Origin of the sequence: Polaribacter sp. (assembly GCF_049276715.1) — a bacterium.
In the GTDB taxonomy this organism is placed as follows: Bacteria; Bacteroidota; Bacteroidia; order Flavobacteriales; family Flavobacteriaceae; genus Polaribacter.
The window spans coordinates 96,312-122,063 of sequence record NZ_JBASWY010000052.1 but is presented as its reverse complement, the minus strand read 5'-3'; the positions used below and the strand labels follow the sequence as shown (position 1 = coordinate 122,063).

The following is a 25,752-nucleotide window of genomic DNA, read 5'->3' as shown; positions in this document are numbered from 1 at the left end:
GCTGCTGCTCATGGAGATATAAATTTGATAACGCTCTTAATGGGTGCTCAAGGTAAAGGTTTACAGGTTCAAAACCATAAAGGAGAATGGATTGATGCCATGGCTGAGCCAGATGAATTAATGATTAATGTTGGTGATATGCTCTCTAGACATAGTAATAACAAATTGAAATCAACGATTCATAGAGTTGTAAATCCGCCAAAAGAATTATGGGGAACTTCTCGCTATTCAATTCCGTTTTTTATGCACCCTATTTCTGATATGAAATTAGATGTTTTAGAAAATTGTATCGATGAAAAAAACCCTAAACAATTTAATGACATTACAGCAGGAGAATTTTTAGATGAAAGATTAAAAGAGTTGGGATTACGCCCCTCTTAATCTCCCCAAAAGGGAGAAACTACAACTCTTAATTTAAGAAATACAGAATTATTGTTTTGAAAACAAATAAGATTAAAACTAAATTAAAAATTGCATTCGTAAGAGTGTTCCTTCCCTTTGGGAAGGTTAGGATGGGCCCATGGATTTAAAAGATCAACTAAAAAACTTATTTCCAGAACACAAAGAGATTGTTGAACCTGAGATTGAAAAATCGAACATTTGGTTGCAAAACGATCCAATTCTATGTAAATACGAAAAAAGAAAAGGAAAACCAATTACAATACTTGAAGGTTACACAGGTGCCACAGAAGACTTTAAAATTCTTGCCAAAGAAATTAAAACTAAATTATCTGTTGGCGGAAGTTTTAAAGACGATAAAATAATTATTCAAGGAGATTACAGAGATAAAATAATGGCTATGTTAAAAGATAAAGGATTTAATGTAAAAAGAGTTGGTGGATAAAATTATCTACAAAAAACAATAAAACAGCACGATATTCGTTTTTAATTAATTATGGGAAAATCAATTTTACACATTACTAATGGTGATATTACTACAGAATATCTAAAAAGATTAAATTTTACTGGAGATTTTATAACATGGAGAGAAATGCTCTGTGAAGGTAAAACAACTACGGATGTTGGTAGTGAAAAATTTTGGAAAACCAGATTCGATTATTTAAAAACCTCATATAATGTTAGTAAAGAGAAGTTTATAGACTTTACTTTAAAAGAATACAGAACTCTTTGTAGTAAAAAATCGAACGATGAAATTGTTTTATGGTTCGACTATGACTTATTTTGTCAAATAAATATGATTGCTGTGATAAGTTGGTTAAAACGTTACAGAAAAGGACGTCAAATTTCATTAATTAACAGTGGTAAAATTATTGAATCTCAAAAACTTAAAGGAATTTCTGAACTCTCAGAAAATCAAATTCAAGAACACTTTAAAAATAGAATAGCATTATCTCAAGATGACATTGAATATGCAGACTACATCTGGCAATTGTATTGCTCAGAAAGTCCTTTGCGTTTAGAAACGGTTCATAAATTTAATCCTATGTCACCTTTTAAACATTTGCATAATGCATTAGAGGCTCATTTAAAAAGATTTCCTTCTATAGAAAATGGCCTGGATAAAGTAGAAAACATAATTATTCAGACTGCAAATAAATACGATCTAAATTCTAAAGATGCCTTAGTTCGAAAATTATTAAAGGAACAAGGAATTTATGGTTTTGGAGACATCCAATATTTTAATTATTTAGAGAGAATGCAAAAAGCTTTTACCTCTTTTAATCCTGTTAAATTATCTAGAAAAGGTAAAAAGGCACTAGAAAATCAATCTAATTTTTATGGCGATTTACGTTCTGAAAAAATTTATTTAGGAGGTGCAAAAAAATATAGTTTTTTATATAACAACTCTTCGAATAAAATATTACAAATAACAACTTAATGCCTTTAAAAGAATCCGAACTTATCTTAAACAAAGATGGTAGTGTTTATCATTTAAATTTAAGACCAGAAAATATTGCAAATAATATAATTTTTGTTGGCGACCAAGATAGAGTAGATAAAATCTCTAAATATTTCGATTTAATTGAATTCACTACTCAAAAACGCGAATTTAAAACCACAACAGGCACTTATAAAAAAAAGCGATTTACGATTATTTCAACAGGAATTGGACCAGATAATATAGACATTGTTTTAAACGAATTAGATGCTTTAGTAAATATTGATTTAAAAACGAGAGCGACTAAGAAACAATTAACAAAACTAAATATTGTAAGAATTGGTACTTCTGGTTCTTTGCAAGAAGATATTCCTGTAGATTCTTTTGTTATTAGTTCTCATGGGTTAGATTTAAATGGGTTGCTTCACTCCTATCAAATTGATGATATTACAAATCCAGAGTTAGAAAATGCTTTTGTTGCTCATACAAATTGGAGTTCTAAAAAAGCATTTCCATTAATCATAGAAAACTCTAAAGAGTTAGAAAACAAATTAACATCGGCAAAAACATTTACAGGTATAACAGCAACTGCTGGAGGTTTTTATGGGCCTCAAGGAAGAGTTCTAAGATTAGCAATTCAAGATCCAGAATTAAATCATAAAATAGATAGCTTTATTTTTAAAGAACATAGAATTACAAATTTAGAAATGGAAACTTCTGCTATTTATGGTTTATCTAAATTATTAGGTCATAACGCTTGCTCAATTAATGCAATTATAGCCAATAGAGCAAATGGTACTTTTAGTAAAAACCCAAGTAAAGTTATTGCAAATTTAATCGAATATACACTAGAGAAATTAGTATAATAAATGACCGATTTAAAAATTGGTGGTGTTCCAGAGCATTTTAATTACCCTTGGTACATTACTCTAAAAAATAAAGAATACAACAAACATCATATTAATTTACGTTGGCAAGATTATCCTGGTGGAACAGGTCAAATGTGCAAAGCATTAAGAAATGGTTCTGTAGATATTGCAATTGTTTTAACAGAGGGAATTATCAAAGATATTGCTGATGGAAATCCGTCTAAAATTGTACAAACCTTTGTAAAAACTCCTTTAATTTGGGGAATTCACGTTGGTGCAAAATCATCTTTCAAAAAAATTGAAGATTTAGAAAACGCTACAATTGCAATTAGCAGATTTGGTTCTGGCTCACATTTAATGGCAATTGTAAATGCTTACAACCAAGGTTGGGATGTTAGCAAGTTAAAATTTAAAGTGATTGGTAATTTACAAGGAGGAATTGATGCACTAACCAATGGAGAAGCAGATTATTTTATGTGGGAACATTTTACTACAAAACCTTTAGTTGATAATGGAATATTTAAAAGAGTTGGTAATATTCCTACTCCTTGGCCTTGTTTTGTAGTTGCTGTTAGAAATGAAGTTTTAGAAAATAATTTTGAGGAAGTTAAAAAAGTTTTAGACATTATTAATGAAGAAACTAAAGACTTTAAAGAAATTGATGCTATTGATAAAACTTTAGCTAAAAGATATGAGCAACAGTTAGAAGACATTCAAAAATGGCTTAAAATAACAGAATGGAATGCTGGAAAACCGATGACAAAAAATTTAATTACCCGCATTCAAAATAAAATGGTAAAGTTCAACGTTCTTGAAAAGAGGAAAAATTCGGAAGAATTCATAAAAAATATGTACATTTAAACCGTAAAAATAGAATCAATGAAAAAAGCAGTATTTATTGTAGTTTGTATTTTAGGAATAATATGTTTTTCGTCTTGTAGAAGCACAGGTTCTTCTTGTGGATTAGCAGACAATGCAACAACAAATCAAACAACTTTGCAACAAGCTGATTTATTATAAAAACCTACTTGTTTCTTAATTTTCAAATTCAATGAATCCGCTTTTAAGTGGATTTTTTTATTAGAAGCTATTTCCTGCTTTTCGCACTCGCTTTTTTTCGTACCTCAAAAAGAGCTCAAACAATTGCTTCAATCAGGGCTAGGATTTTTAATACCTTTTATCAAACAAAAATTACCAATTAATTTCTTTTTTACAAATAGATTTTAAAAACTCGTTTGTTTTAGAAAAATGCTGATTACCAAACCAATAACCTCTGTTAGCACTTAAGGGTGATGGATGTCCAGATTCTAAAATATGATGTTTTTTACTATCAATTAATTTCTTTTTTTTCTTAGCAAAACCTCCCCAAAGTAAAAATACTATGTTTTCTTTTTCGTTAGATATTTGTTTGATCACTTCATCTGTAAAAGTTTCCCAACCTTTCTTTTGATGACTTCCAGCCTCATGAGCTCTCACAGTTAAAGTTGCGTTTAATAATAACACACCTTGTTTTGCCCATTTTTCTAAATTACCACTTTGTGGATATTCTTGTTTTAAATCCGTGGAAATTTCTTTAAAAATATTGATTAATGATGGTGGATGAGGAATTCCATCCTTCACAGAAAAACACAAACCATTTGCCTGATTTGGACCATGATAAGGATCTTGACCAATAATAACCACTTTTAAATCATCAAAAGCACAAAAATCAAAAGCCGCAAAAATGTCTTTCCCTTTAGGAAAACATTCATTATTTTTATATTCTGCTTTTACAAATTCTGTTAAATCTTTAAAATAGTCTTTCTTAAATTCATTTTCTAAAATATTTTTCCAAGGATCAGCAATATTTACTTCCATTGTTTCTTATTTTTGCAACTCTTTCAAAGATACTATTTTGAGTAAAAACATATCAGAAAAAACGTTACAAGATTTAGAGTTTTCTAAGGTTTTAGAGCACATATCAACTTTTTGCATTTCTGGTTTAGGTAAGGAAAATGTAAAAGAAATTCTGCCTATAGAACATAAAAAAACCTTATTTAAAGAATTAAATTTGGTTAACGAATATCTATCTTCTTTCGAAAGTGAAAACAGAGTTCCGAACCATGGTTTTGACAATATTTCTCAAAGTATTAAAAGATTAGCAATTGAAAATAGTTTTTTAGAAACAGATGCATTTTTAAAAATTGCAACGACTTCTCTTACTGTAAATGAGTTAATTAAGTTTTTCAAAAAATTCGAAGTTCAGTTTCCAACTTTTTTTGAGCTATCACAAAAAATAGAATTCACCACTTTTATAGACGATGAAATTAAGAAAATAATAGAAATTTCTGGTGAGGTAAAAAATAATGCTTCTTCTGCCCTAAAACAGATTAGAAAAGATATAAATCATATTAGAGGTAAAATTGGTGCAAGTTTTTCTAGTGCTTTATCGAAAGCAATTGCTTCTGGTTATTTAGATGATATTAAAGAAACAGTTGTAGACAACCAGCGAGTTTTGGCTGTTTTGGCAATGCACAGAAGAAAAGTAGCTGGAAGTTTATTAGGTTCTTCTAAGTCTGGAAATATTGTATATATTGCTCCTCAAGCAACCTTGGCGTATGCAAGAGAGTACCAGAATTTGGTTTACGAAGAAAAGCAGGAAGTTGTAAAAATTTTAAAAACTCTAGCTGAAGTAATTCGTCCACAAGTTTATTTATTAGAAAATTATTTACAATTTTTAATCCATACAGATGTTGTGGGTGCAAAAGCGAAATATGCTTTCGAAATTAATGCTATTCTTCCAAAAATATCCAAAGAGAAAAAGATTTATTTTAAAAATGCGTATCATCCTATTCTTTGGAAAAAAAACAAGGAAAAAAATATAGAAACAGTTGCACAAACCATCAATTTAAACGAGAAACAGCAAATTATTGTTATCTCTGGACCAAATGCTGGTGGAAAAAGTATCACTTTAAAAACCATTGGTTTGTTACAAATTATGGTACAAAGTGGCATTTTAATTCCTGTTGATGAGCGCAGTGAAACCCATATTTTTGATGCTTTTTTAACAGATATTGGAGACAATCAATCTATTGAAAATCAATTAAGTACTTATAGTTATCGCTTAAAGAATATGCGCAATTTTTTAAAGAGATGTAATGAAAATACTTTATTTTTAATTGATGAATTTGGTACAGGTTCTGACCCAGAATTAGGAGGTGCTTTGGCTGAAATTTTTTTAGAAGAGTTTTATAACAAAAAAGCGTTTGGAATTATTACTACCCACTACTCCAACTTAAAAGTATTAGCCAACGAGTTAGAAAATGTTACCAATGCAAATATGCAATTTGATGAACGTACTTTAGAACCTTCTTATAAGCTGTTTATTGGGCAAGCAGGAAGTTCTTTTACATTTGAAGTAGCTCAGAAAAACGGAATTCCTTTTAGTATTATTAATCAAGCTAAAAAACGAGTTGAAACTGAAAAAGTTCGTTTAGATAAAACCATTTCTAAACTTCAAAAAGAGAGAAATAGACTTCAAAAAAATTCTGATAATTTAGAAAAACAACAATCTAAAGGACAAGAACATTTAGATAATATTCAAGAAAAAGAACAACGAATTCAAGAAAAACTAGCTGGTTTCCAAGAGTTGTATGATAATAATCAAAAAATGCTTTCTTTGGGTAGAAAAATTAATGAGTTGTTAAATAAGTACTTTCAAACCAATAATAAAAAAGAACTTACTACCAATTTTAATAAATGGGTTGTTGATGAAAAAGTGAAACATTTAAAAAAGAACCCTGAAATACCAAAAACAAAAATTCAAAAGCAAAAGGCAAAAGTTGTTCAAAAGCAAATGCAAGAGGTAATTGAAAAAGTAGAAAAAGAGGTTTTAGAAAAAGTAGTAGAAGTTAGAAAAGATAAAAAGATTGAAGAGGCCAAAATTAGTGCAGAAAAATCTAATTATGTTTTTAAAATTAATGATAGAGTAAGAATTATTGGTTCTAATTCTGTGGGTACTATTGATATAATTGATAAAAAAAAGGTAACTATAAATTACGGTTTTTTTACTACAAAAACTTTGCTTGAAAAAATTGAGATTGTAGAAAAATCAAAATAAGTCTTCATTATTTTTTGTAAATAAGTAATCTTTTTAAAATTTCCCAATTTCAGTTAAATACTGTTAAGAATATATTAAAGTGTGCTTTTTGTTGAAACGTTTTTAAAATCTAGGCGTCTTTTAGTTGTATTCATTTAACTTAAAACACTTATTATGAGAAATTTAAAATCAATCATTACTGTTATTGCTATTAGTTTAGCTACCACTTTTTCTGTATCAGCTGCAGACATTGAACCTTCAAAAATTACTAAAAATTTAAGAACAGAAATTGTTTCTATGTTAGGAGACAAAATTCCAACAGAATTTAAAAGCACAAGTTCTGCAGAAATTTCATTTATGGTTAATAACGAAAATGAAGTTGTTGTTATTACTGTAGATTCTAAATTAAACGAGTTTAGTTCATTTGTAAAGAATAAGTTGAACTATAAGAAAATTAATGTAAAAGGAATAAAAATAGGGGAAATCTATAAAGTTCCAGTAAAAATAAAAGTACAATAATTACAACTGGTTGGTTAGTTGGTGCCCAATTTTAATTTTTAAAAAAAAATTAAATTGGGCATTTTTAGTAATAAAAAACTCCTGAATTTCTTCAGGAGTTTTATTAATTTAAGAACTTAAAATGTTTATTTAGCATTTTGCTTTTTAATCAAGTTTAATGCAGAACCCTCATTATACCAATCTATTTGAGATTGATTGTAGGTATGATTTGCAATAAACTCATCTTTTCTACCATCAAGATGAACCACCTCTATTTTAAGTGGTTTTCCTGGAGCGAATTTATCTAGATCTAAAAAGTTGAAAGTATCATTTTCTTGAATTAAATCATAATCAGCTTCATTAGCAAACGTTAAACCTAACATTCCCTGCTTCTTTAAATTTGTTTCATGAATTCTTGCAAAAGATTTTACAATAACAGCAGCCACGCCTAAAAATCTCGGTTGCATTGCAGCATGCTCTCTAGAAGAACCTTCACCATAATTATGATCACCAACAACTATTGTTTTAATTCCTGCTTTTTTGTACTCTCTTTGCACAGCAGGCACAGCATTATATTCACCAGTTAATTGATTTTTAACAAAATTAGTTTTTTGATTAAAAGCGTTCACAGCACCAATTAAAGTATTATTTGCTATGTTGTCTAAATGTCCTCTAAAACGTAACCAAGGGCCAGCCATAGAAATGTGGTCTGTAGTACATTTACCAAAAGCTTTTATTAGTAATTTAGCTCCAGTTATTTTATTTCCAATAGGTGTAAAAGGTGTTAATAATTGTAATCTTTCAGAGGTGTCACTTACAGAAACAACAACACTACTTCCATCTTCTTTTGGCGCTAAATAACCATTATCTTTTACTTCAAAACCTTTTGGAGGCAATTCCCAACCTGTTGGTTCATCAAACATAACTTCTTCTCCATTTTCATTGATTAAAGAATCCGTTAGTGGATTAAAATCTAAACGACCTGCAATTGCAATTGCTGCTGTAATTTCTGGTGATGCAACAAAGGCATGTGTATTTGGGTTGCCATCTGCTCTTTTTGCAAAATTTCTATTAAAAGAATGTACAATACTATTTTTAGGAGCGTTTTTAGGATCTGAGTATCTAGCCCATTGACCAATACAAGGTCCACAAGCATTTGTAAATATCTTTGCATCTAGCTTTTCGAAAATTCCAAGAATTCCATCTCTTTCTGCAGTATATCTAACTTGTTCAGATCCAGGATTAATTCCTAGCTCTGCTTTCATTTTTAACCCTTTATCAATTGCTTGTTGTGCTATAGATGATGCTCTTGATAAGTCTTCATAAGATGAATTTGTACAAGAACCAATTAATCCCCATTCTACAGTTAAAGGCCAATCATTCGCATTTGCTTTTTCAGTCATTGCAGAGCCTACTGTTGTTGATAAATCAGGTGTGAAAGGTCCATTTAATAAGGGTCCTAATTCAGATAAATTAATTTCAATTACCTGATCAAAATATTGTTCTGGATTTGTATATACTTCAGCATCTGCAGTTAAATATTCTTTTACTTTATTTGCTGCATCAGCAATATCTGCTCTATCTGTTGCACGCAAATAACGTTCCATAGATTCATCATAACCAAAAGTTGAAGTTGTAGCTCCAATTTCTGCACCCATATTGCAAATAGTTCCTTTTCCTGTACAAGACATTGCTGTTGCTCCAGGTCCGAAATATTCCACAACTGCTCCTGTTCCACCTTTTACCGTTAAAATTTCTGCTACTTTTAAAATAACATCTTTAGGAGCTGTCCAGCCTGAAAGTTTTCCTGTTAATTTAACTCCAATCAGTTTTGGAAATTTCAATTCCCAAGCCATACCAGCCATAACATCTACTGCATCTGCACCTCCAACACCAATAGCTATCATGCCTAAACCTCCTGCGTTCACTGTATGAGAATCTGTACCAATCATCATTCCTCCAGGAAATGCGTAATTTTCTAATACTACTTGATGAATAATTCCTGCTCCTGGTTTCCAAAAACCTATTCCATATTTATTAGATACTGATTCTAAAAAATTAAAAACTTCGCTACTTGTGCTATTTGCATGTTTTAAATCAGTTGCAGCACCATCTTTAGCTTGAATTAAATGATCACAATGAACGGTTGTAGGGACAGCAACTTTAGCTTTTCCTGCTTGCATAAATTGCAATAAAGCCATTTGTGCAGTAGCATCTTGACAAGCAATTCTGTCAGGCGCAAAATCTACATAATCTTTACCCCTTACTAACTCTTTAGTAGGTTTTCCCTCCCATAAATGAGAATATAAAATCTTTTCTGCTAAAGTAAGTGGTTTACCTGTAATTTTACGAGCTGCATCTACACGTTCTGCCATATTTGCATAAACATGTTTGATCATATCAATATCAAAAGCCATATCTAATTTTGAATTTAAAATTTTGTAAAACAAATCTACAGTAATAAAATCAATTTTGAAAGATAAATAATAGATTGCTATAATTATTGAATAAATAAAAGCTATTTTTTTAAAAAGAGTGATTTTAATTCAATAAAAAAATAGTTTTTATCTTTTTTTATGCGAATTCTGTAATCAAAAAATAAAATAGCAGGCTTGTAAGCCGAATTCTGTTCCTAAGTAGTATAGGTTCTTATCATTTATCTAGTTTTAAGATTACTCTTAAAATCTATCTGCCTACCCTTTAGAATCGAGCGAGTAGCTCTCAAGCTCTAATTTACATGGCATTGCACCTCATAGAGTTTACCTGGTTTCACTACAGCCGAACTGTACTTGCTTTCTGTTGCACTTGTCCTCAACTTACGTTGGACGGATGTTATCCGCTATGAATACTCTTTGGTGTCCGGACTTTCCTCTTTATTCTAAACTAATTTAGATTAAAGCGATAAGATAAGCCTGCTAAAAGTTTCAAAATTAAACTTTTTTAAATTCATAAAAAAGCGCACGTAGTTAAAAATTCATTGATAAAATGGTAATCTAAAAAGAAAAAGTGCTATTGATTTTATCAGTAACACTTTAAATGTTTTTTACGAAATAAAAAAATACATTTTTAAGAAAACATATCTTTTACTTTTTCAAAAAAGGATTTATCTGATGTGTTTGGATTTGGAGAAAAGTTTTCATTTTCTAACATTTTTTCAAAAAACTCTCTTTGATCTTTATCCAATTCTTGAGGAGTCCAAACATTTGTATGAATTAAAAAATCTCCTGTACCATACCTTTCAATACTTGGTAATCCTTTACCTTTTAATCTTAAAATTTTTCCTGATTGAGTGCCTGCATCAATTTTAATTTTTACTTTACCTGTAACAGTTTCTACTTCTTTACTAGTTCCTAATACTGCTTCAGAGAAATTAATGTATAAATCATAGTGTATGTTCGTCCCTTCTCTTTTTAATTTATCATGAGGTATTTCCTCTATCAAAACTAATAAATCTCCAGAAATAGAATTTTTGCCTGGTGCATCATTTCCTTTACCACCAACTTTTAATTGAACACCCTCTGTAACACCTGCAGGAATATTTATTGAAACGGTTTCTTCTTTTACTATTAAACCTTGTTCATCTGCTCCATTAGGTTTGCTGCTGATAATTTCACCTGCTCCAGAACAAGTTCCACAAGTAGTAGCAGTTTGCATTCTACCTAAAATTGTATTTTGAATTCTCATCTGCTGACCAGAACCATTACAAGTTGTACAGGTTTTATATTTTACGCCATCAGCTTGGACTTTTCTACGAACTTTTACTTTTTTCTCAACTCCTTTAGCAATTTCTTCTAAAGTAAGTTTTACACGAATTCGCATATTACTTCCTTTTACTCTGGCTTGTCTAGAGCCACCTCCACCAAAACCACCAAAACCGCCACCAAATCCTCCACCCCCAAAGATGTCTCCAAATTGGCTAAATATGTCTTCCATATTCATACCTCCACCACCAAAACCACCTCCACCTTGAGGACCATCGAAAGCAGCATGACCATATTGATCGTATCTAGCTTTTTTATTTTCGTCGCTCAAAACTTCATAAGCCTCTGCTGCTTTTTTAAAGTTTTCTTCAGCAGTTTTATCATCTGGATTTTTATCTGGATGATATTTGATTGCCATTTTTCTGTAGGCTTTTTTAATTTCTGCTTGTGAAGCTGATTTTGTGATGCCTAATATTTCGTAAAAATCTTGTTTTGCCATTTTTTATAGTTTGCAATATTCAGTATGCAGAATTCAGTCAGTTTTTCACTGTTTACTGCCAACTGACGACTGATTACTTTATTACTGTCCTATTACCACTTTTGGGTAACGAATTACTTTTTCTCCTAACTTATATCCTTGCTCTACACAATCAATAATTTTTCCTTTTAAGTCTTCTGAAGGAGCTGGAATTTGCGTGATTGCTTCATGAATTTCTGCATCAAAAACATCACCTGCATTGGTTTCTATTTTCGATAATCCTTTTTGCTCTAATGTATTATAGAACTTATTGTAAATTAAAAGTACTCCTTTTCTTAATTCTTCGGCCTCTGCATCTTCTTCAATATGTGTCAGAGCGCGTTCGAAATCGTCTACAACTGGCAGTAAAGATGTCATTAATTCTTGGCTTGCTGTTTTATATAACTCAATTCTTTCTTTGGTTGTTCTTTTTTTATAGTTTTCAAACTCTGCAAAAAGACGTAAAAATTTATCTTTTTCTACTTGAATTATTTCGTCTACTGTAGGTTCTTCTTTTACAACTTCAACTTCAACTTCTTGACTTTCTTCTACTTGAGAAGTTTCTTGCTTATTATTTATTTCTTCTTCTTTTATATTTTCTTCTTTACTCATTTCTTTGTAACGTTAAATTATCAAGTTCTTATGGGCAAAAATGTTGCCAACAAAAAAAATAGTGTCAATTTGACACTATTTAATATTAATATCAAAAAATTATCTATATCTGTGACCAATTTTCACCAGACTTTATTCTGTGAATTTGGGTATCTGAAACACCAAAACGCTTGGCAATCATTGAAATTCTAGTTCTATTATTTTTAAGCTGACGTTTAATGATCTTTACTTTACCTGGAGTTAGTTTGCCTATATTTTTGCTTCTATTTTTAACTATGTTATCCCAATCTGGATGACTAAATTGATGCAACTCTTTTTCTCTTTTTGTTGCCCATTTTAAATTACCTAAAACGTTATTTTTTTTATCATAATCTAAATGAATTACAAAAATTTGTTCGGAATTTTCTTTTTTTATAAAGTGTTCAGCAACTAATTTATGAACATATCTACTCGTAGATTTATTATTAACCTCTTGTTTTAAAGAAATTGTTTCATAACCGTTAATAAAGGCTTTATTTTTTAAAAATTCTTTTTCTTTTGTGCAATTTATAATTCTGCCATAGTTAGAAATTTTAAATTTTTCGTTTTTTGATATTTTATCATCAAACCGAATATCTTTCCATTCTTCATTCCATAAGTTTCTTATCATTTCTCAAAAGTTTAACTAAAATTATTAACAAAACTTTTTCTTCTTCAATTCAATTTTTTTTTGATTTATTTTTATTAATCTATTCTTTCAATTTTTGCACCAATAGATTTTAAACGAGCTTCTATATTTTCATAACCTCTATCTATTTGTTCAATATTGTGAATTGTACTTGTTCCTTTAGCAGAAAGTGCTGCAATTAACAATGAAATTCCTGCTCTAATATCTGGAGAAGTCATTGTGGTTGCTTTTAAAGAACTCTCGAAATTCATTCCTATTACTGTTGCTCTATGTGGATCGCAAAGAATAACTTTTGCACCCATATCTATTAATTTATCAACAAAAAATAAACGGCTTTCGAACATTTTTTGATGGATTAAAACTGTGCCTTTTGCTTGAGTTGCAATAACTAAAACAATGCTTAATAAATCTGGAGTAAAACCAGGCCAAGGAGCATCTGCTACTGTTAAAACAGAACCATCTATATAATTTTGAATTTGATAAGATTCTTGTTCTGGAATGTAAATATCATCTCCCCTTTTTTCGAAATTAATTCCTAATTTTCTAAATACATTTGGTATTTGTCCTAAGTTTTCCCAGCTAACATTCTTAATAGTTAATTCTGATCGTGTCATAACTGCAACACCAATCCAAGAACCTATTTCTATCATGTCTGGTAAAACTCTATGCTCACATCCTTTTAAAGATTTTACACCTTGAATTGTTAAAAGATTAGAACCAACTCCGGTTATTTTTGCGCCCATAGAATTCAACATTTTGCATAATTGTTGAATATAAGGTTCGCAAGCTGCGTTGTAAATTGTTGTTATGCCTGTTGCAAGAACTGATGCCATTAAAATATTTGCAGTTCCTGTTACAGAAGCTTCATCTAATAACATGTCTGCACCAAATAATTCATCTGCTTCTACACCATAAAAATGCTCTTCTTTATTGTATCGAAATTTGGCCCCTAATCTTATAAAACCTTCGAAATGGGTATCTAATCTTCTACGACCAATTTTATCTCCTCCAGGCCTTGGAATATAACCTTTTCCAAATCTGGCTAAAAGAGGACCAACAATCATAATAGATCCACGCAGAGAACCTCCATCTCTTTTAAAATCTTCAGATTCTAAATAGTTTAGATTGACTTGATCTGCCTGAAAAGTGTAAGAATTACTTGTTAATTTTTCTATTTTAACCCCTAATTCCCCTAATATAAAAATTAACTTATTAACATCTATAATATCTGGAACATTAGTAACCGTTACTTTTTCTGGAGTTAATAAAACTGCACAAAGAATTTGTAAAACTTCATTTTTTGCTCCTTGAGGAGTGATGGTTCCATTTAATTTATGACCACCTTCAATTTTAAATGATGCCATTTAATTTTGTCTTTTTCTATTTCTATTATTGTTGTTGTTTTGTTTTTTATGAGCACTCTTGGTCGTATTTTGCCCTTGAGAATTTCGTTTTTTTAATAGATTCTTACTCTCAGACAAATCTTCATCAGAATTACGCAAGTCTATTTTACCATCAGATAAATCTACCAAATGTTTAAAAATTACAGCATCATCTACTGTATCTTTATTCCAATTTAAATAACATTTTTTCATGTGGTTTGCAATGGTAAAAACCAATGCTTCTTTCATTTCTCCTTCTTCCCAGCTTAAAGCTACATTAATCATGGTTTGAATATTTTTACCATAATAACGATATTTTGAGGCTGCTTTTGGATAAGGCAAACTTTCTGGTTTTTCTTGCAATTCCTCTCGTGAAGTAACTGGATAAGGAGAATCTGCATCTAATTTAAAATCTGACATGATAAAAAGTTGATCCCATAACTTATGTTTAAAGTCTGGAACATCTCTTAAATGCGGTTGTAAATTACCCATAACATCTACAATTGCCAAGGCCATTGTATTTCTTTCTTCTTTTGTAGGCAATGCCATACAGTGAATGATTAATTTCTGAACATGTCTGCCATATTCTGGAATTATCATCAAGGTTCTTTCTGAATTATATTCTAAATCGAATGTCATTTATTTATTTTTGTGAAGTGTGTTGTATACGCATTTTCTGTTTTTATTTTCATAAAAGAAAAACACTCGAACTAACATCTTATTGTTTGTAGTTATTTAACGTTGCAAAATAAGAATTTATTTTCAGTTTTTCTTAAATTTTAAGGAATTGATTTTCACGAGAATTATCCAATCACTTTTAATTTTGCAAATTGTAATAATAATTTTTTATTACCAACTGTACCAAATTTAATATCTGCTTTTTTATTTGGCCCATTTCCTTCTAGGGCAATTACTTCGCCATTTCCAAATCTATTGTGTTCTACAATATTACCAACAACAATATTGCCATCAAATAAATTTACTTTTGGAGTTGTTTGGGAGATTTTTTTTAAATTTTTAGGAATTATAATTTCTTTCTTTTCGGCTAAATCTCTTTCGGCTTTTTTACGCTGAATTGGTTTTTGAAAGCGAATTCCTTTTGGAGCATCATCAAACAAACTTTTGTCTAAAAATCGATTTATACTTGGCTCTGATTTTTTTGGTGTGATGTAATACAAAAATTGATCGTCTATTTCTTCTAAAAACCTACTTGGCTCAGCATCAACTAATTTACCCCATCTATAACGTGTTTGTGCGTAACTTAAATAGGCCACTTTTTCGGCTCTAGTTAAAGCCACATAAAATAATCTACGTTCCTCCTCTAACTCACTTCTGGTATTCATACTCATAGCAGAAGGAAACAAATTTTCTTCCAAACCAACAATATAAACATACAGATATTCCAAACCTTTAGATTGATGAATGGTCATTAAAGAAACACTTGGTTTGTCATTATCTTTTTTAGAATCAAAATCTGTAGCCAAAGCAACATCTTCTAAAAAAGTAGTTAAAGAGGCATCTTCTCCTTCTTCGATTTTATCGGTTATAAAATCTTTAATTCCGTTTAACAATTCTTGAACATTCTCCACTTTACTAACAGCTTCTGGAGTGCCCTCTTTTTCTAAATCTTTTATTAATCTTGTTTCTTTAACAACGGTTTCCGCAATTTCAAAGGCATTTTTTGTTTGATTTTCTATTTGCAAACGCAACATCATATTCATGAAATTCTGCAACTTGTTTTTTGTGCCAGAATTTATATTGATGTCTATTTTATCAATATATTTTATGATTTCAAAAATTGATTTTTTATAATGATTTGCAGCAATCGTAAGCTTATCAATGGTTGTTGCTCCAATTCCTCTAGCAGGATAATTGATAATTCTTTTTAAAGCTTCTTCATCATTTGGATTGATTAAAATACGCAAATAAGACAAAATATCTTTGATTTCTTTTCTTTGATAAAAGGATATTCCACCATAAATTGTATAATCAATTCCTTTTTTTCTTAGAGCATCTTCTATAGCTCTAGATTGAGAATTTGTTCTATACAAAACACAAAAACTATCGGGTGTTAATTGATTGTTCATCATATTTTCCCAAATAGATTGCGCTACAAAACGCCCTTCTTCACCATCAGAAATGGTACGCATTACATTTATAGAATCTCCTGCATCATTACTTGTCCAAACTTCTTTGTCTAATTTTGTTTTATTTCTTGATATTACTGAGTTCGCAGCATTTACAATATTTTTTGTTGACCTATAATTCTGCTCTAATTTAAAGGTTTTTACCTCTGGATAATCTTTTTGAAAATTTAAAATATTCTGAATGTTTGCACCTCTAAAACTATAAATACTTTGAGAATCATCACCCACCACACAAATATTTTCGAATTTATCCGCCAAAGCTCTAACAATAATATATTGTGAATGGTTTGTATCTTGATACTCATCAACCATAATATACCTGAATCTGTCTTGATACTTTGCCAAAACATCAGGAAAACGTGCTAGTAATTCATTGGTTCTTAACAATAAATCATCAAAATCCATGGCACCAGATTTAAAACATCTGTCCACATATTCTTTATAAATATCACCAACTTTTGGTCTGCTTGCGTGCATATCTGCTTCTTGCAAATCAGCGTTATTAAAGTAGGCTCTAACTGTTATTAAACTGTTTTTGAATGATGATATTCTACTTAAAATCTGTTTGGGTTTGTAACGTTCTTTATCTAAATTCATTTCTTTAATAATGGCTGTTATTAAGCGAACTGAATCTTGTGTATCGTAAATTGTAAAGTTTGATGGAAAACCTAATTTATCTGCTTCCGAACGTAAAATTCTTGCAAAAACCGAGTGAAAAGTTCCCATCCAAAGGTTTTTGGCTTCACTCTGCCCAACAACTCCAGCAATTCTATTTTTCATTTCTCTGGCTGCTTTGTTGGTAAATGTGAGCGATAAAATGTTAAAAGAATCTACTCCAGATTGCATTAAATGCGCAATTCTGTAAGTTAAAACACGTGTTTTACCAGAGCCAGCACCAGCAATAATAATCATTGGACCTTCTTTTTGTAAAACCGCTTGTTTTTGTGCTTCGTTTAAAGAATTTAAATACGTATTCAATCGTTTATTTTAGATAAGTTATAAGCTGTGAAATTAACCAAACTAATCCTTTTTAAAAAGGAAGATTGTTAGTTTTTATTCACAAAGTTTTCATCTAAAAAAAGTATTTTTGTTTCAGAAAATAAATCGAATGGAAGATAAAATTTTAGAAAGTATTGCCTACATTTTACCAGCTGCTGTAACAGGTTTTGTAGCTTATTATATGTTTAATGGTTTTATAAATCAACAAAATTCTGAAAAGAAATTAGAACTATTAGCACAAAGGAAAAAGGAATCTTTGCCCATAAAACTGCAAGCTTACGAAAGAATGTTATTGTTTTGCGAAAGAATAAACCCTATTAAAATGTTGGTTCGAATTCAGCCAATATCAGAAAATACAAATGATTATTTACAACTATTAATAGCAAATATAGAACAAGAATTTGAACACAACTTGGTACAACAAATTTATATATCTAATGATGCTTGGACTGCAATTGTTGCAACAAAAAGAGCGATTATCACCAAATTAAAACAGGTCGCAGAAACATCAAACTCCGCAAATGATTTAAGAGAAAATGTTTTAATCGATTATTCTAAAACACTACCACCAACTGAAACAGCAATTGCTTTCATTAAAAATGAAGTGAAAAAATTAGTATAAAAAAAGCTCTTTTTAAGAGCCTTTTTTATACAATTATAGGTTTATTCTTAAACCTAAATTATAGTTTCTACCACGAGTTGTAAAACCTGCAATTTCTTGAAAATTTTCATTTAATAGATTGGTTACACTTCCATAAAAAGTAACTTTATTTTCTAACAAACTATGGTTGATAAAAAAATCTACCAAGCTATAGGAAGCCAAAGCTACATTTCCGAAATCTTTAGTTTCATCAACAAACCTGTAACTTACAGATGTAAATGTTTGTGAAAATAAGTTATAATCTGCCTTTACAAAAAACTTGTTTTGAGGAATTTTTAATAACAAACTTTCATCTCTCTCAATAAAAGTATAGTTTGCTAAAAGTCTTAATTTATTGGAAGCTTTGTAAGAAATTTCGGTTTCAAAACCTTTGGCTAAAAAAGTTCCAAAGTCGTTAATGGTTTGAAATGTTGTTGGATCAAAACCAATTTTATTAGTTTCTTCTCTGTAAAAATAGGTTCCATTCAAATTGATTTTATCACCCAAATCCAAATCAAAACCAGCTTCGATAGTAATATCTTCCTCTGGCAAAAGTTCTTCTATTGAGGGTAGTTTTGTAAAAATTTCTGATAAAGTTGGTGTTACAAATGCAGTGCTGTATGAACCAAAAACTTTCATCTTATTTTCAGCAATTTTAAAGTTATAAGAAGGATTTACATTAAAAACAAAATTATTTCCATATTCACTATGCATGTTTAAACGCGTTCCTGCATTCAAATTAAAACCATTTGCTCCATTATAATTTACAGACAAATAAGGATCATAAAAATGTTGTTTTCCTGTTCCTTCTTCAATGGTGCTGAAAGAAGTTCTCTGTATCATATCTTGAAATTGCGAAGTAAAACCAACTAAAAAAGAAAACTCATTGTTGAATTTGTAATTATTGTACACATCAAAACCATACACTTCTCCAAAGAAAAAATCTTCATTGGGCGTTTGATTTCTATCAATTTCTGTTAAAAATGTTCTGATTTTCAATTCCCCTTTTTCGTAACTGTAATCTGCATTCACCCCTAATCTTTTTTGCATACTTTTTAAGTTGTTATCTCTATCTGCAGGAATACTTGCAAAGGTTACAGGATCGAAATCGAAACCATCAAAATCTGTAGAGAACTCATCATAGCTTGATAAAATTCCAATTTTTAATTTATTATTTACAGCATAATTCACCTTTAATAATACATTTTGTCTAGAGAAATTATCTTCCAAAAAAGGCGTATTTGTTGTACTTTCAGCTGCTGATAAACCACTTGATCCATTCGTATTTAAAGCCAGTAAATAATCAACTTTATTTAAAGTTCCATTAAAGTTAAAGTTTGCGGTAAATTCTTCTGCAGAAAATTTTGCATTTTCACTTGATGAATTTGTACCTACAGATGTTGTAAATGTACCTGTAAAACTATCATTTGATGCTTTTTTTAAGATGATGTTAATTACACCTGTTGCAGCACCTGAACCATATAAGGTAGATGATGCACCTTTTAGAACCTCAATCGTTTCAATTTGATTAATGTCTATTTGACGTAAATCAAAATCACCATTAAAAGAAGATGGATCATTTACATTTACACCATCAATTAAAATAGCTACTTGTCTGTTTCTTCCTCCTCGAATGTAATATCCTAAATTCTGACCTTTCGTACTAAAATTACCGTTAATTTCTACTCCAGGAATGTCGTTTAATAAATCTACAACTGTTTTTCCTTGACTTTTTTTAATAGTTTCTTGTGTAATTTTATATACAATTTTACCAACATTTTTTTTATTAGTTGCAAATTTTGTAGCAGTTACAACAACTTCATTAAGCGACTCAATACTGTCTTTTTTTTGTTGAGAGAATAAATTTGGATTGAAAAAATTACACGCTAATACACTAACAATTAATAATTGTTTTTTCATTTTTAATAAATTTGATTTACAATAAATCAGGTAAATTCTGTGTACAAAAAATAGATTAGTACATAAACTTTTATCCCGAAAGTTTTTAACTCTTTTTTCGATTATAGGCAGGTCTCCTGACTTGCGTCTTGTAACAAACCTTCCCAACAAAAAAGTCAGTGGTTAAAGAATTAGTTACAAGCTTTGTAGCTTACAGTTGCGGGTACAGCTCTGGATTTAAACCAGATTCCCTTTTAATTTGATATAAATCAATTTTTACATCAAAACCAAAATCTGTGCAAATATATATGAGTTGTTATGAACAATCTAATAAAAAGAGTATCAATTTTTATATCTTTAAACTTTTAAAAGTTCGATAGATATGAGAATAGAAAATGACTTAAAGTTAGGATTTAAAGATGTAATGATTCGTCCAAAACGTTCTACCTTAAAATCGCGATCACAAGTAACTTTAGAAAGAGAGTTTAAATTTTTACATAGTAATGTTATTTGGAAGGGAATTCCAATAATGGCAGCAAATATGGATACTGTTGGTACTTTTGAAATGGCAAAAGCTTTGGCTAAACACGGTCTTTTTACAGCAATTCATAAGCATTATTCATTGGAAGAATGGAAAGAATTTGCAAAAAATGCATCCGAAGAAATTTTAAAAAATATAGCTGTAAGCACAGGAACTGGAAGAAAAGATTCCGAAAAAGTGAAACAGATTTTATCAGAATTTCCTCAAATAAATTTTATTTGTATTGATGTTGCTAATGGCTATTCTGAACATTTTGTAAATTTTGTAAAGAAAATCAGAGGTAATCATCCAAATAAAATAATTATTGCTGGCAATGTTGTTACAGGAGAAATGGTTGAGGAATTATTATTGGCTGGAGCAGATATTATAAAAGTAGGTATTGGACCAGGTTCTGTTTGCACAACTCGTGTTAAAACAGGTGTTGGTTATCCACAATTATCAGCAATTATAGAATGTGCAGATGCTGCTCATGGAATGGGAGGTCAAATTATTTCTGATGGTGGTTGCAAAACTCCTGGAGATTTAGCCAAAGCCTTTGGTGGAAGTGCAGATTTTGTAATGTTAGGTGGCATGTTAGCAGGACACACAGAAAGTGGTGGAGAATTGATTGAAAAAAATGGTGAAAAATTCAAAGCATTTTATGGAATGAGCTCTGAAACTGCTATGAATAAACATGCTGGAGGAGTTGCGAATTATAGAGCATCTGAAGGAAAAACAGTTGAAGTGCCTTTTAAAGGTGATGTAGAAAATACGATTATTGATATTTTAGGTGGAATAAGGTCTACATGCACATATGTTGGTGCTAGCAGATTAAAAGAATTGACCAAAAGAACTACTTTTATTAGAGTTCAGGAGCAAGAAAATCAAGTATATTCTTAATGTGTATATATAACAAATTGTCAGTTCGAGTGATTTTGAGATTATCAAAATTAAAATATATTTTAATTGAAGATAGCTTATATCGAGAACTAATTTATAAAACTTCTCGATACAATTTTTCTTCATTCTTCAGAAAAATTACTCGAAGTGACATCTCTATTCTTTTTGCTATTACATTTGTATTACTTTTTAGTTCTTGTAAAAAAGAGGTAACAAGAATTGACAAAAATAATCAGGCGAAAAGCACTATCAAATATGCAAAAGGGTTTGATATTGTTGATGATAATGGAATTAAAAAATTAATAATCAAATCTGCGTATCAGAATTCTGAGGAAGTTTTTGAGTATATGATTCAAAAGAAAAAAACTGACAGAATTATTGATTACAAATATGAGGTTATTGAAGTTCCAATTCAAATAATTGTTGTGACTTCTACAACACACATTCCAATGATCGAGTTGTTAAACGAAGAAACTTCGATTATTGGTTTTCCTTATGCCAAATATGTATCCTCAGAAAAAACGAGACAGTTAATTGATGATGGAAAAATTACAGAGATAGGAAAAGAAAGCTCTTTAAACACAGAGATTTTATTGGCTTTACAACCTGAATTAGTAGTTGGCTATAGTGTTTCAGCTGCAGATAAATCTTTAACAACCATCCAAAAATCGGGTATCCATGTAATTTATAATGGAGATTGGTTAGAAGAAACTCCTCTTGGCAGAGCAGAATGGATTAAATTTTTTGGTATTTTATTTGATAAAGAAAAACAAGCAGACAGCATTTTTAAAGCAATAGAAACCAATTATTTAGAAGCTAAAAATATCGCTTTAAAATCAACAAATAAACCAACAATTTTATCTGGTGCAATTATGAGCAAAGACATTTGGAATTTACCTGCTGGAGAAAGTTTTGTTGCACAATTTTTAAAGGATGCAAATTTGGATTATTTATGGCAAAATTCTGAAGGAAAAGGAAGCTTATCTTTAAGCTTTGAAAGTGTTTTTGATAAAGCTCAAAATGCCGATTTTTGGATTGCTCCAGGTTATTTTGCCTCTAAAGAACAATTGCTAAGTAGCAATCAAATTTATGCAGAATTTAATGCTTTTAAAAATGATAAAATTTATACACCATCCACCAAAAAAGGAAAAACAGGTGGTGTAATTTATTACGAATTGGCGCCTACAAGACCTGATTTGGTTTTAAAAGATTTGATAAAAATTACAAATTCTGTGTTGCTACCAAATTATGAATTAACATTTTTTGAGAAGATGCAATAACTATTGTTGCTGCTGTTGTTGTTGTTTCTCCTTTTGATTTGAATCCTTATCCTTTTCTAAGTCTTTATCTTTTGGTTTTTCTTGATATTCCATTTTTTTAAATATTCTTTATTAAAATTAATTATTTTTCTTTTGATTCTCTATAGCTAATTCTCTCATATACAGAAACAAAGGAAAAGTAAAAGCAATTGCTATTAAAAAAGTTAACGGAATTAAAACCCACCAATATTTTATTTTTAAACGTAAAGATTCTGGAACTAGAAAAGCAAAAAAGGTAAAACAAACTACTGTTAAATCTGCCCCAAAAGACTTGCCTGCAAAGTTACTTTGTGCATCCTGAAAAAAACCTATTAAATTTGCATTTTCTACTGAATTAAAATACTGAATATTATAATACCAGGTATAACAAATACCCAAAACAGAAAGCAATAAATAAAGGTGTTTTAGTTTCATTTTTAAAATAATTTTGTCTGATTTTCGTCATCAATTCTTTTCTGTTCTGCTTTCTTTTTTGCAATGGATTTTTGCAAAGCAATTTTTGCTTTTTCATCTGCAGAAAGTTCTTCAGAAACCGGTTTTTTAATTTCTGGTTCAGAAATCTCGAATGGTAATTTGTCATCAACAATTTCTTCATCAACAACCTCTATATCATCAGAAGTTTCTTCTTCTGGTTCTGCATAAGGTAAAGATTCTAATAAGTTTACATTCTTTATTTTTTCTGTAGTTAATTGGTTCCCAAGCGCTTTAATTCCCTTCACTGCAATAAACTCTTCAAAGTTTACAGTTTCATTCTCTAAATTCCGCTTAGAAAATTGCACTTCTGCAATAGGTCTAAAATCGGTTGCTACAATTTCGAGTTGACTTTTTGGGTGATCGGAAATAAACTCCTCTTCTTTTTCTGTAGTTTCTATCAAGAAACGTTTTACGTAATAACGTTCTTTTTCACCATCAAAATAAATAGCAGAAATTGGTTTTTTAGGATTCCATTTTTCGAGTATAATCATATCATCTTCAAAATGCATTGCCAAATCTGGTTTTACAGCTTTTGCTTTTCCACTTTGATTGATGATTAACAACTTGTCTTCGGCTTTAAATTCGCCCAATAATTCACCTCTTTCATCTACATTTAAACGTTGCACAGTATCATCAAACCAAATTTTTCTAGGTTTTAATGTTGATACACCCTCACTTTTAAAATCGACAGATTTTATAGCGTATTTCGTTATTACATTTCCTTTTACATTTCTACCTTTAATTGCTAAATCTGCAAAATCGATATCCCATTTTAATTTTTTCACACTACCAACAGCTCTCAAATTGATGGTAACAACTTCTGCTTCTCCATTTAAATTTGCAGAAAAATAATGTACAATCGAATTTTTATTTCCATTTGCCAAATCGTACTCTTTATCACGAGTCATGGAAGTAACATTGAATCGTTTCATGTAACTTGGTCCGCTTTTTCCATCTCTGTACATGTAATTGTAAACCGTTCTTTTGTCTTTCTTTTTAAAGACTGCTACATGAATAATATCTTTACCAACAAAGGTTTTAGCATCAACTTTAGAAACCATCATTGTAGCGTCTTTTCTAAAAATGATAATGTCATCAATATCAGAACAATCACAAACAAATTCATCTCTTTTTAGTGAGGTTCCAATGAAACCTTCTGCCCTATTTACATAAAGTTTAGCATTGTTCATAGCAACTTTCGATGCTTCTATATCATCAAAAATTCTGATTTCTGTTTTGCGCTCTTTTCCTTTGCCATAAGTAGTTTTTAGATTTTTAAAATAATTAATAGCATACTCAATTAAATTTGCCAAATAATTTTTTACAACTGCAATTTTATCTTCTAAACTTTCTATGTGTTGTTTCGCTTTGTCTATATCAAATTTTGATATTTTTTTGATCCGAATTTCAGTTAAACGCAGAATATCTTCTTCTGTAACTTTTCTTTTTAAATGCTGAATATGAGGCTGTAAACCTTTATCAATAGCTATAATTACACCTTCCCAAGTTTCTTCTTCTTCTATATCTCTATATATTCTGTTTTCTATAAAAATGCGTTCTAAAGAAGCAAAGTGCCATTGTTCTTCTAGCTCATTTAACTGAATTTCCAATTCTAATTTTAACAATTCTACAGTATTATCTGTTGAATGTTTAAGCATTTTGGTAACTCCTACAAAAATGGGTTTGTTATCTTCTATGATGCAGCATAAAGGCGAAATTGAACTTTCGCAATATGTAAACGCATACAAAGCATCTATGGTTTTATCTGGAGAAACGTTTGGTGGCAAATGCACCAAAATTTCTACTTCTGCTGCTGTATTATCTTCAATTTGACGGATTTTAATTTTGCCTTTATCGTTTGCTTTTAAAATACTATCAATTAAAGAAGATGTTGTTGTAGCAAAAGGAATTTCTGTAATAACTAAGGTCTTTTTATCTAATTGAGAAATTTTTGCACGAACTCTTACTTTTCCTCCTCTTTTTCCATCATTATAGTTGGTAAAATCTGCAATTCCACCTGTTAAAAAATCGGGTAAAATGGTAAAACTTTTTCCTCTTAAATATTTGATAGAGGCATCTATTAATTCTAAAAAATTATGAGGTAATATTTTAGTTGATAACCCAACTGCAATTCCTTCTGCACCCTGAGCCAATAGCAATGGAAACTTAACTGGTAAATTTACAGGCTCTTTTTTACGACCATCGTAAGAAGATTGCCATTTTGTAGTTTTTGGATTAAAAACAACTTCTAATGCAAATTTAGACAAACGTGCTTCTATATATCTGGAAGCTGCAGCTCTATCTCCTGTTAAGATATTACCCCAGTTTCCTTGCATGTCAATTAGCAATTCTTTTTGTGCAATTTGAACCATTGCATCTGCAATGGATGCATCTCCATGAGGATGATATTGCATTGTATGTCCAACAATATTGGCTACTTTATTGTAACGTCCATCATCCAAATCTTTCATAGAATGCATTATTCTACGTTGAACTGGTTTTAAACCATCCATTAAAGCAGGAACTGCTCTTTCTAAAATTACATACGACGCATAATCTAAAAACCATTCCTTGTACATTCCTGTAACTTTGGTAATGGTTTCTACAGCTTCTGTTTGATTTTCAAGATTCTCTGACTGATTTTCTTGATTATTATTTATTTCTTCGTGTTCGTTAATATCTTCACTCAT

The 25,752-nt window shown here is 30.2% G+C and carries 22 protein-coding genes, 1 other RNA gene and 1 riboswitch; of the genes, 11 read left to right on the top strand and 12 right to left on the bottom strand.

Annotation, left to right across the window (positions count from 1 at the left end; translation table 11 throughout):
- From WAO74_RS13750 to WAO74_RS13725, 6 genes are all read left to right on the top strand, one after another.
- Positions 1-381: 2OG-Fe(II) oxygenase family protein (locus tag WAO74_RS13750; protein WP_422162832.1), on the top strand; the 381-nt coding region annotated here is incomplete at its 5' end.
- 139 nt (positions 382-520) lie between these two features.
- Complete coding sequence (locus tag WAO74_RS13745; protein ID WP_422162831.1) at positions 521-844, top strand: translation initiation factor; 324 nt, start codon at positions 521-523, stop codon at positions 842-844.
- 51 nt (positions 845-895) lie between these two features.
- Complete coding sequence (locus WAO74_RS13740; RefSeq protein ID WP_422162830.1) at positions 896-1,840, top strand: DUF1835 domain-containing protein; 945 nt, start codon at positions 896-898, stop codon at positions 1,838-1,840.
- Entirely contained in the window at positions 1,840-2,706 is an 867-nt protein-coding gene (locus WAO74_RS13735) for a nucleoside phosphorylase (protein WP_422162829.1), read from the top strand. The genes WAO74_RS13740 and WAO74_RS13735 overlap by 1 nt, the downstream gene beginning before the upstream one ends.
- Positions 2,707-2,709: 3 nt before the next feature.
- On the top strand, positions 2,710-3,570 hold the full coding sequence (locus tag WAO74_RS13730) for a substrate-binding domain-containing protein (protein WP_422162828.1): 861 nt from the start codon (positions 2,710-2,712) through the stop codon (positions 3,568-3,570).
- Positions 3,571-3,588: 18 nt separating this feature from the next.
- Entirely contained in the window at positions 3,589-3,729 is a 141-nt protein-coding gene (locus WAO74_RS13725) for a hypothetical protein (RefSeq protein WP_422162827.1), read from the top strand.
- A 171-nt stretch (positions 3,730-3,900) separates the two neighbouring features.
- Here the strand turns inward: WAO74_RS13725 and WAO74_RS13720 are convergent, their stop codons facing one another.
- Positions 3,901-4,566 (bottom strand): uracil-DNA glycosylase, encoded by a 666-nt coding sequence (locus WAO74_RS13720; protein ID WP_422162826.1) that lies wholly within the window; start codon positions 4,564-4,566, stop codon positions 3,901-3,903.
- 37 nt (positions 4,567-4,603) lie between these two features.
- Between WAO74_RS13720 and WAO74_RS13715 the strand changes: the two genes are divergently transcribed.
- Together WAO74_RS13715 and WAO74_RS13710 are read left to right on the top strand one after the other, a co-directional pair.
- The gene (locus WAO74_RS13715) at positions 4,604-6,808 is read left to right on the top strand and encodes an endonuclease MutS2 (RefSeq protein WP_422162825.1); all 2,205 of its coding nucleotides are present in this window, start codon (positions 4,604-4,606) and stop codon (positions 6,806-6,808) included.
- A gap of 153 nt (positions 6,809-6,961) precedes the next feature.
- The gene (locus tag WAO74_RS13710; protein ID WP_422162824.1) at positions 6,962-7,306 is read left to right on the top strand and encodes a hypothetical protein; all 345 of its coding nucleotides are present in this window, start codon (positions 6,962-6,964) and stop codon (positions 7,304-7,306) included.
- A 125-nt stretch (positions 7,307-7,431) separates the two neighbouring features.
- Here WAO74_RS13710 and WAO74_RS13705 read toward each other — a convergent pair whose 3' ends face one another.
- The 8 genes from WAO74_RS13705 to WAO74_RS13670 all read right to left on the bottom strand — a co-directional run bounded on the left by WAO74_RS13705 (position 7,432) and on the right by WAO74_RS13670 (position 17,289).
- The gene (locus WAO74_RS13705; RefSeq protein WP_422162823.1) at positions 7,432-9,702 is read right to left on the bottom strand and encodes an aconitate hydratase; all 2,271 of its coding nucleotides are present in this window, start codon (positions 9,700-9,702) and stop codon (positions 7,432-7,434) included.
- Positions 9,703-9,884: 182 nt separating this feature from the next.
- Positions 9,885-10,204: RNase P RNA component class A (gene rnpB / locus WAO74_RS13700), an RNA gene on the bottom strand.
- Between the two features lie 147 nt (positions 10,205-10,351).
- Complete coding sequence (gene dnaJ / locus WAO74_RS13695; protein ID WP_422162822.1) at positions 10,352-11,485, bottom strand: molecular chaperone DnaJ; 1,134 nt, start codon at positions 11,483-11,485, stop codon at positions 10,352-10,354.
- Between the two features lie 81 nt (positions 11,486-11,566).
- Positions 11,567-12,115 (bottom strand): nucleotide exchange factor GrpE, encoded by a 549-nt coding sequence (locus WAO74_RS13690; RefSeq protein ID WP_422162821.1) that lies wholly within the window; start codon positions 12,113-12,115, stop codon positions 11,567-11,569.
- A 103-nt stretch (positions 12,116-12,218) separates the two neighbouring features.
- On the bottom strand, positions 12,219-12,764 hold the full coding sequence (locus WAO74_RS13685; protein WP_422162820.1) for an NUMOD4 domain-containing protein: 546 nt from the start codon (positions 12,762-12,764) through the stop codon (positions 12,219-12,221).
- A gap of 74 nt (positions 12,765-12,838) precedes the next feature.
- Positions 12,839-14,146, bottom strand: coding sequence for a UDP-N-acetylglucosamine 1-carboxyvinyltransferase (gene murA, locus WAO74_RS13680; protein ID WP_422162819.1), 1,308 nt, complete (start codon positions 14,144-14,146; stop codon positions 12,839-12,841).
- Positions 14,147-14,803 carry a DUF4290 domain-containing protein gene (locus WAO74_RS13675; protein WP_422162818.1) on the bottom strand — a complete coding sequence of 219 codons (657 nt, stop codon included), beginning with the start codon at positions 14,801-14,803 and terminating at the stop codon, positions 14,147-14,149. It abuts the gene before it with no gap.
- Positions 14,804-14,967: 164 nt separating this feature from the next.
- Complete coding sequence (locus tag WAO74_RS13670; protein ID WP_422162817.1) at positions 14,968-17,289, bottom strand: ATP-dependent helicase; 2,322 nt, start codon at positions 17,287-17,289, stop codon at positions 14,968-14,970.
- A 130-nt stretch (positions 17,290-17,419) separates the two neighbouring features.
- Here WAO74_RS13670 and WAO74_RS13665 point away from each other — a divergent pair, with 130 nt between their 5' ends.
- Entirely contained in the window at positions 17,420-17,932 is a 513-nt protein-coding gene (locus WAO74_RS13665) for a hypothetical protein (RefSeq protein WP_422162816.1), read from the top strand.
- Between the two features lie 33 nt (positions 17,933-17,965).
- Here WAO74_RS13665 and WAO74_RS13660 read toward each other — a convergent pair whose 3' ends face one another.
- Positions 17,966-19,870, bottom strand: a complete 1,905-nt coding sequence (locus WAO74_RS13660) for a TonB-dependent receptor plug domain-containing protein (RefSeq protein ID WP_422162815.1) — start codon at positions 19,868-19,870, stop codon at positions 17,966-17,968.
- An 89-nt stretch (positions 19,871-19,959) separates the two neighbouring features.
- Positions 19,960-20,156: riboswitch (cobalamin riboswitch) on the bottom strand.
- A gap of 75 nt (positions 20,157-20,231) precedes the next feature.
- Here WAO74_RS13660 and guaC point away from each other — a divergent pair.
- Together guaC and WAO74_RS13650 are read left to right on the top strand one after the other, a co-directional pair.
- Positions 20,232-21,269: a GMP reductase gene (guaC, locus tag WAO74_RS13655; protein WP_422162814.1), complete on the top strand. Its 1,038-nt coding sequence runs from the start codon at positions 20,232-20,234 to the stop codon at positions 21,267-21,269.
- A 35-nt stretch (positions 21,270-21,304) separates the two neighbouring features.
- Positions 21,305-22,549 carry an ABC transporter substrate-binding protein gene (locus tag WAO74_RS13650; protein WP_422162813.1) on the top strand — a complete coding sequence of 415 codons (1,245 nt, stop codon included), beginning with the start codon at positions 21,305-21,307 and terminating at the stop codon, positions 22,547-22,549.
- 117 nt (positions 22,550-22,666) lie between these two features.
- Here the strand turns inward: WAO74_RS13650 and WAO74_RS13645 are convergent, their stop codons facing one another.
- Together WAO74_RS13645 and WAO74_RS13640 are read right to left on the bottom strand one after the other, a co-directional pair.
- Complete coding sequence (locus WAO74_RS13645) at positions 22,667-23,002, bottom strand: DUF2834 domain-containing protein (protein ID WP_422162812.1); 336 nt, start codon at positions 23,000-23,002, stop codon at positions 22,667-22,669.
- A gap of 2 nt (positions 23,003-23,004) precedes the next feature.
- A complete protein-coding gene (locus WAO74_RS13640; RefSeq protein ID WP_422162811.1) occupies positions 23,005-25,752 on the bottom strand; it encodes a DNA gyrase/topoisomerase IV subunit A in 2,748 nt (915 codons plus the stop codon).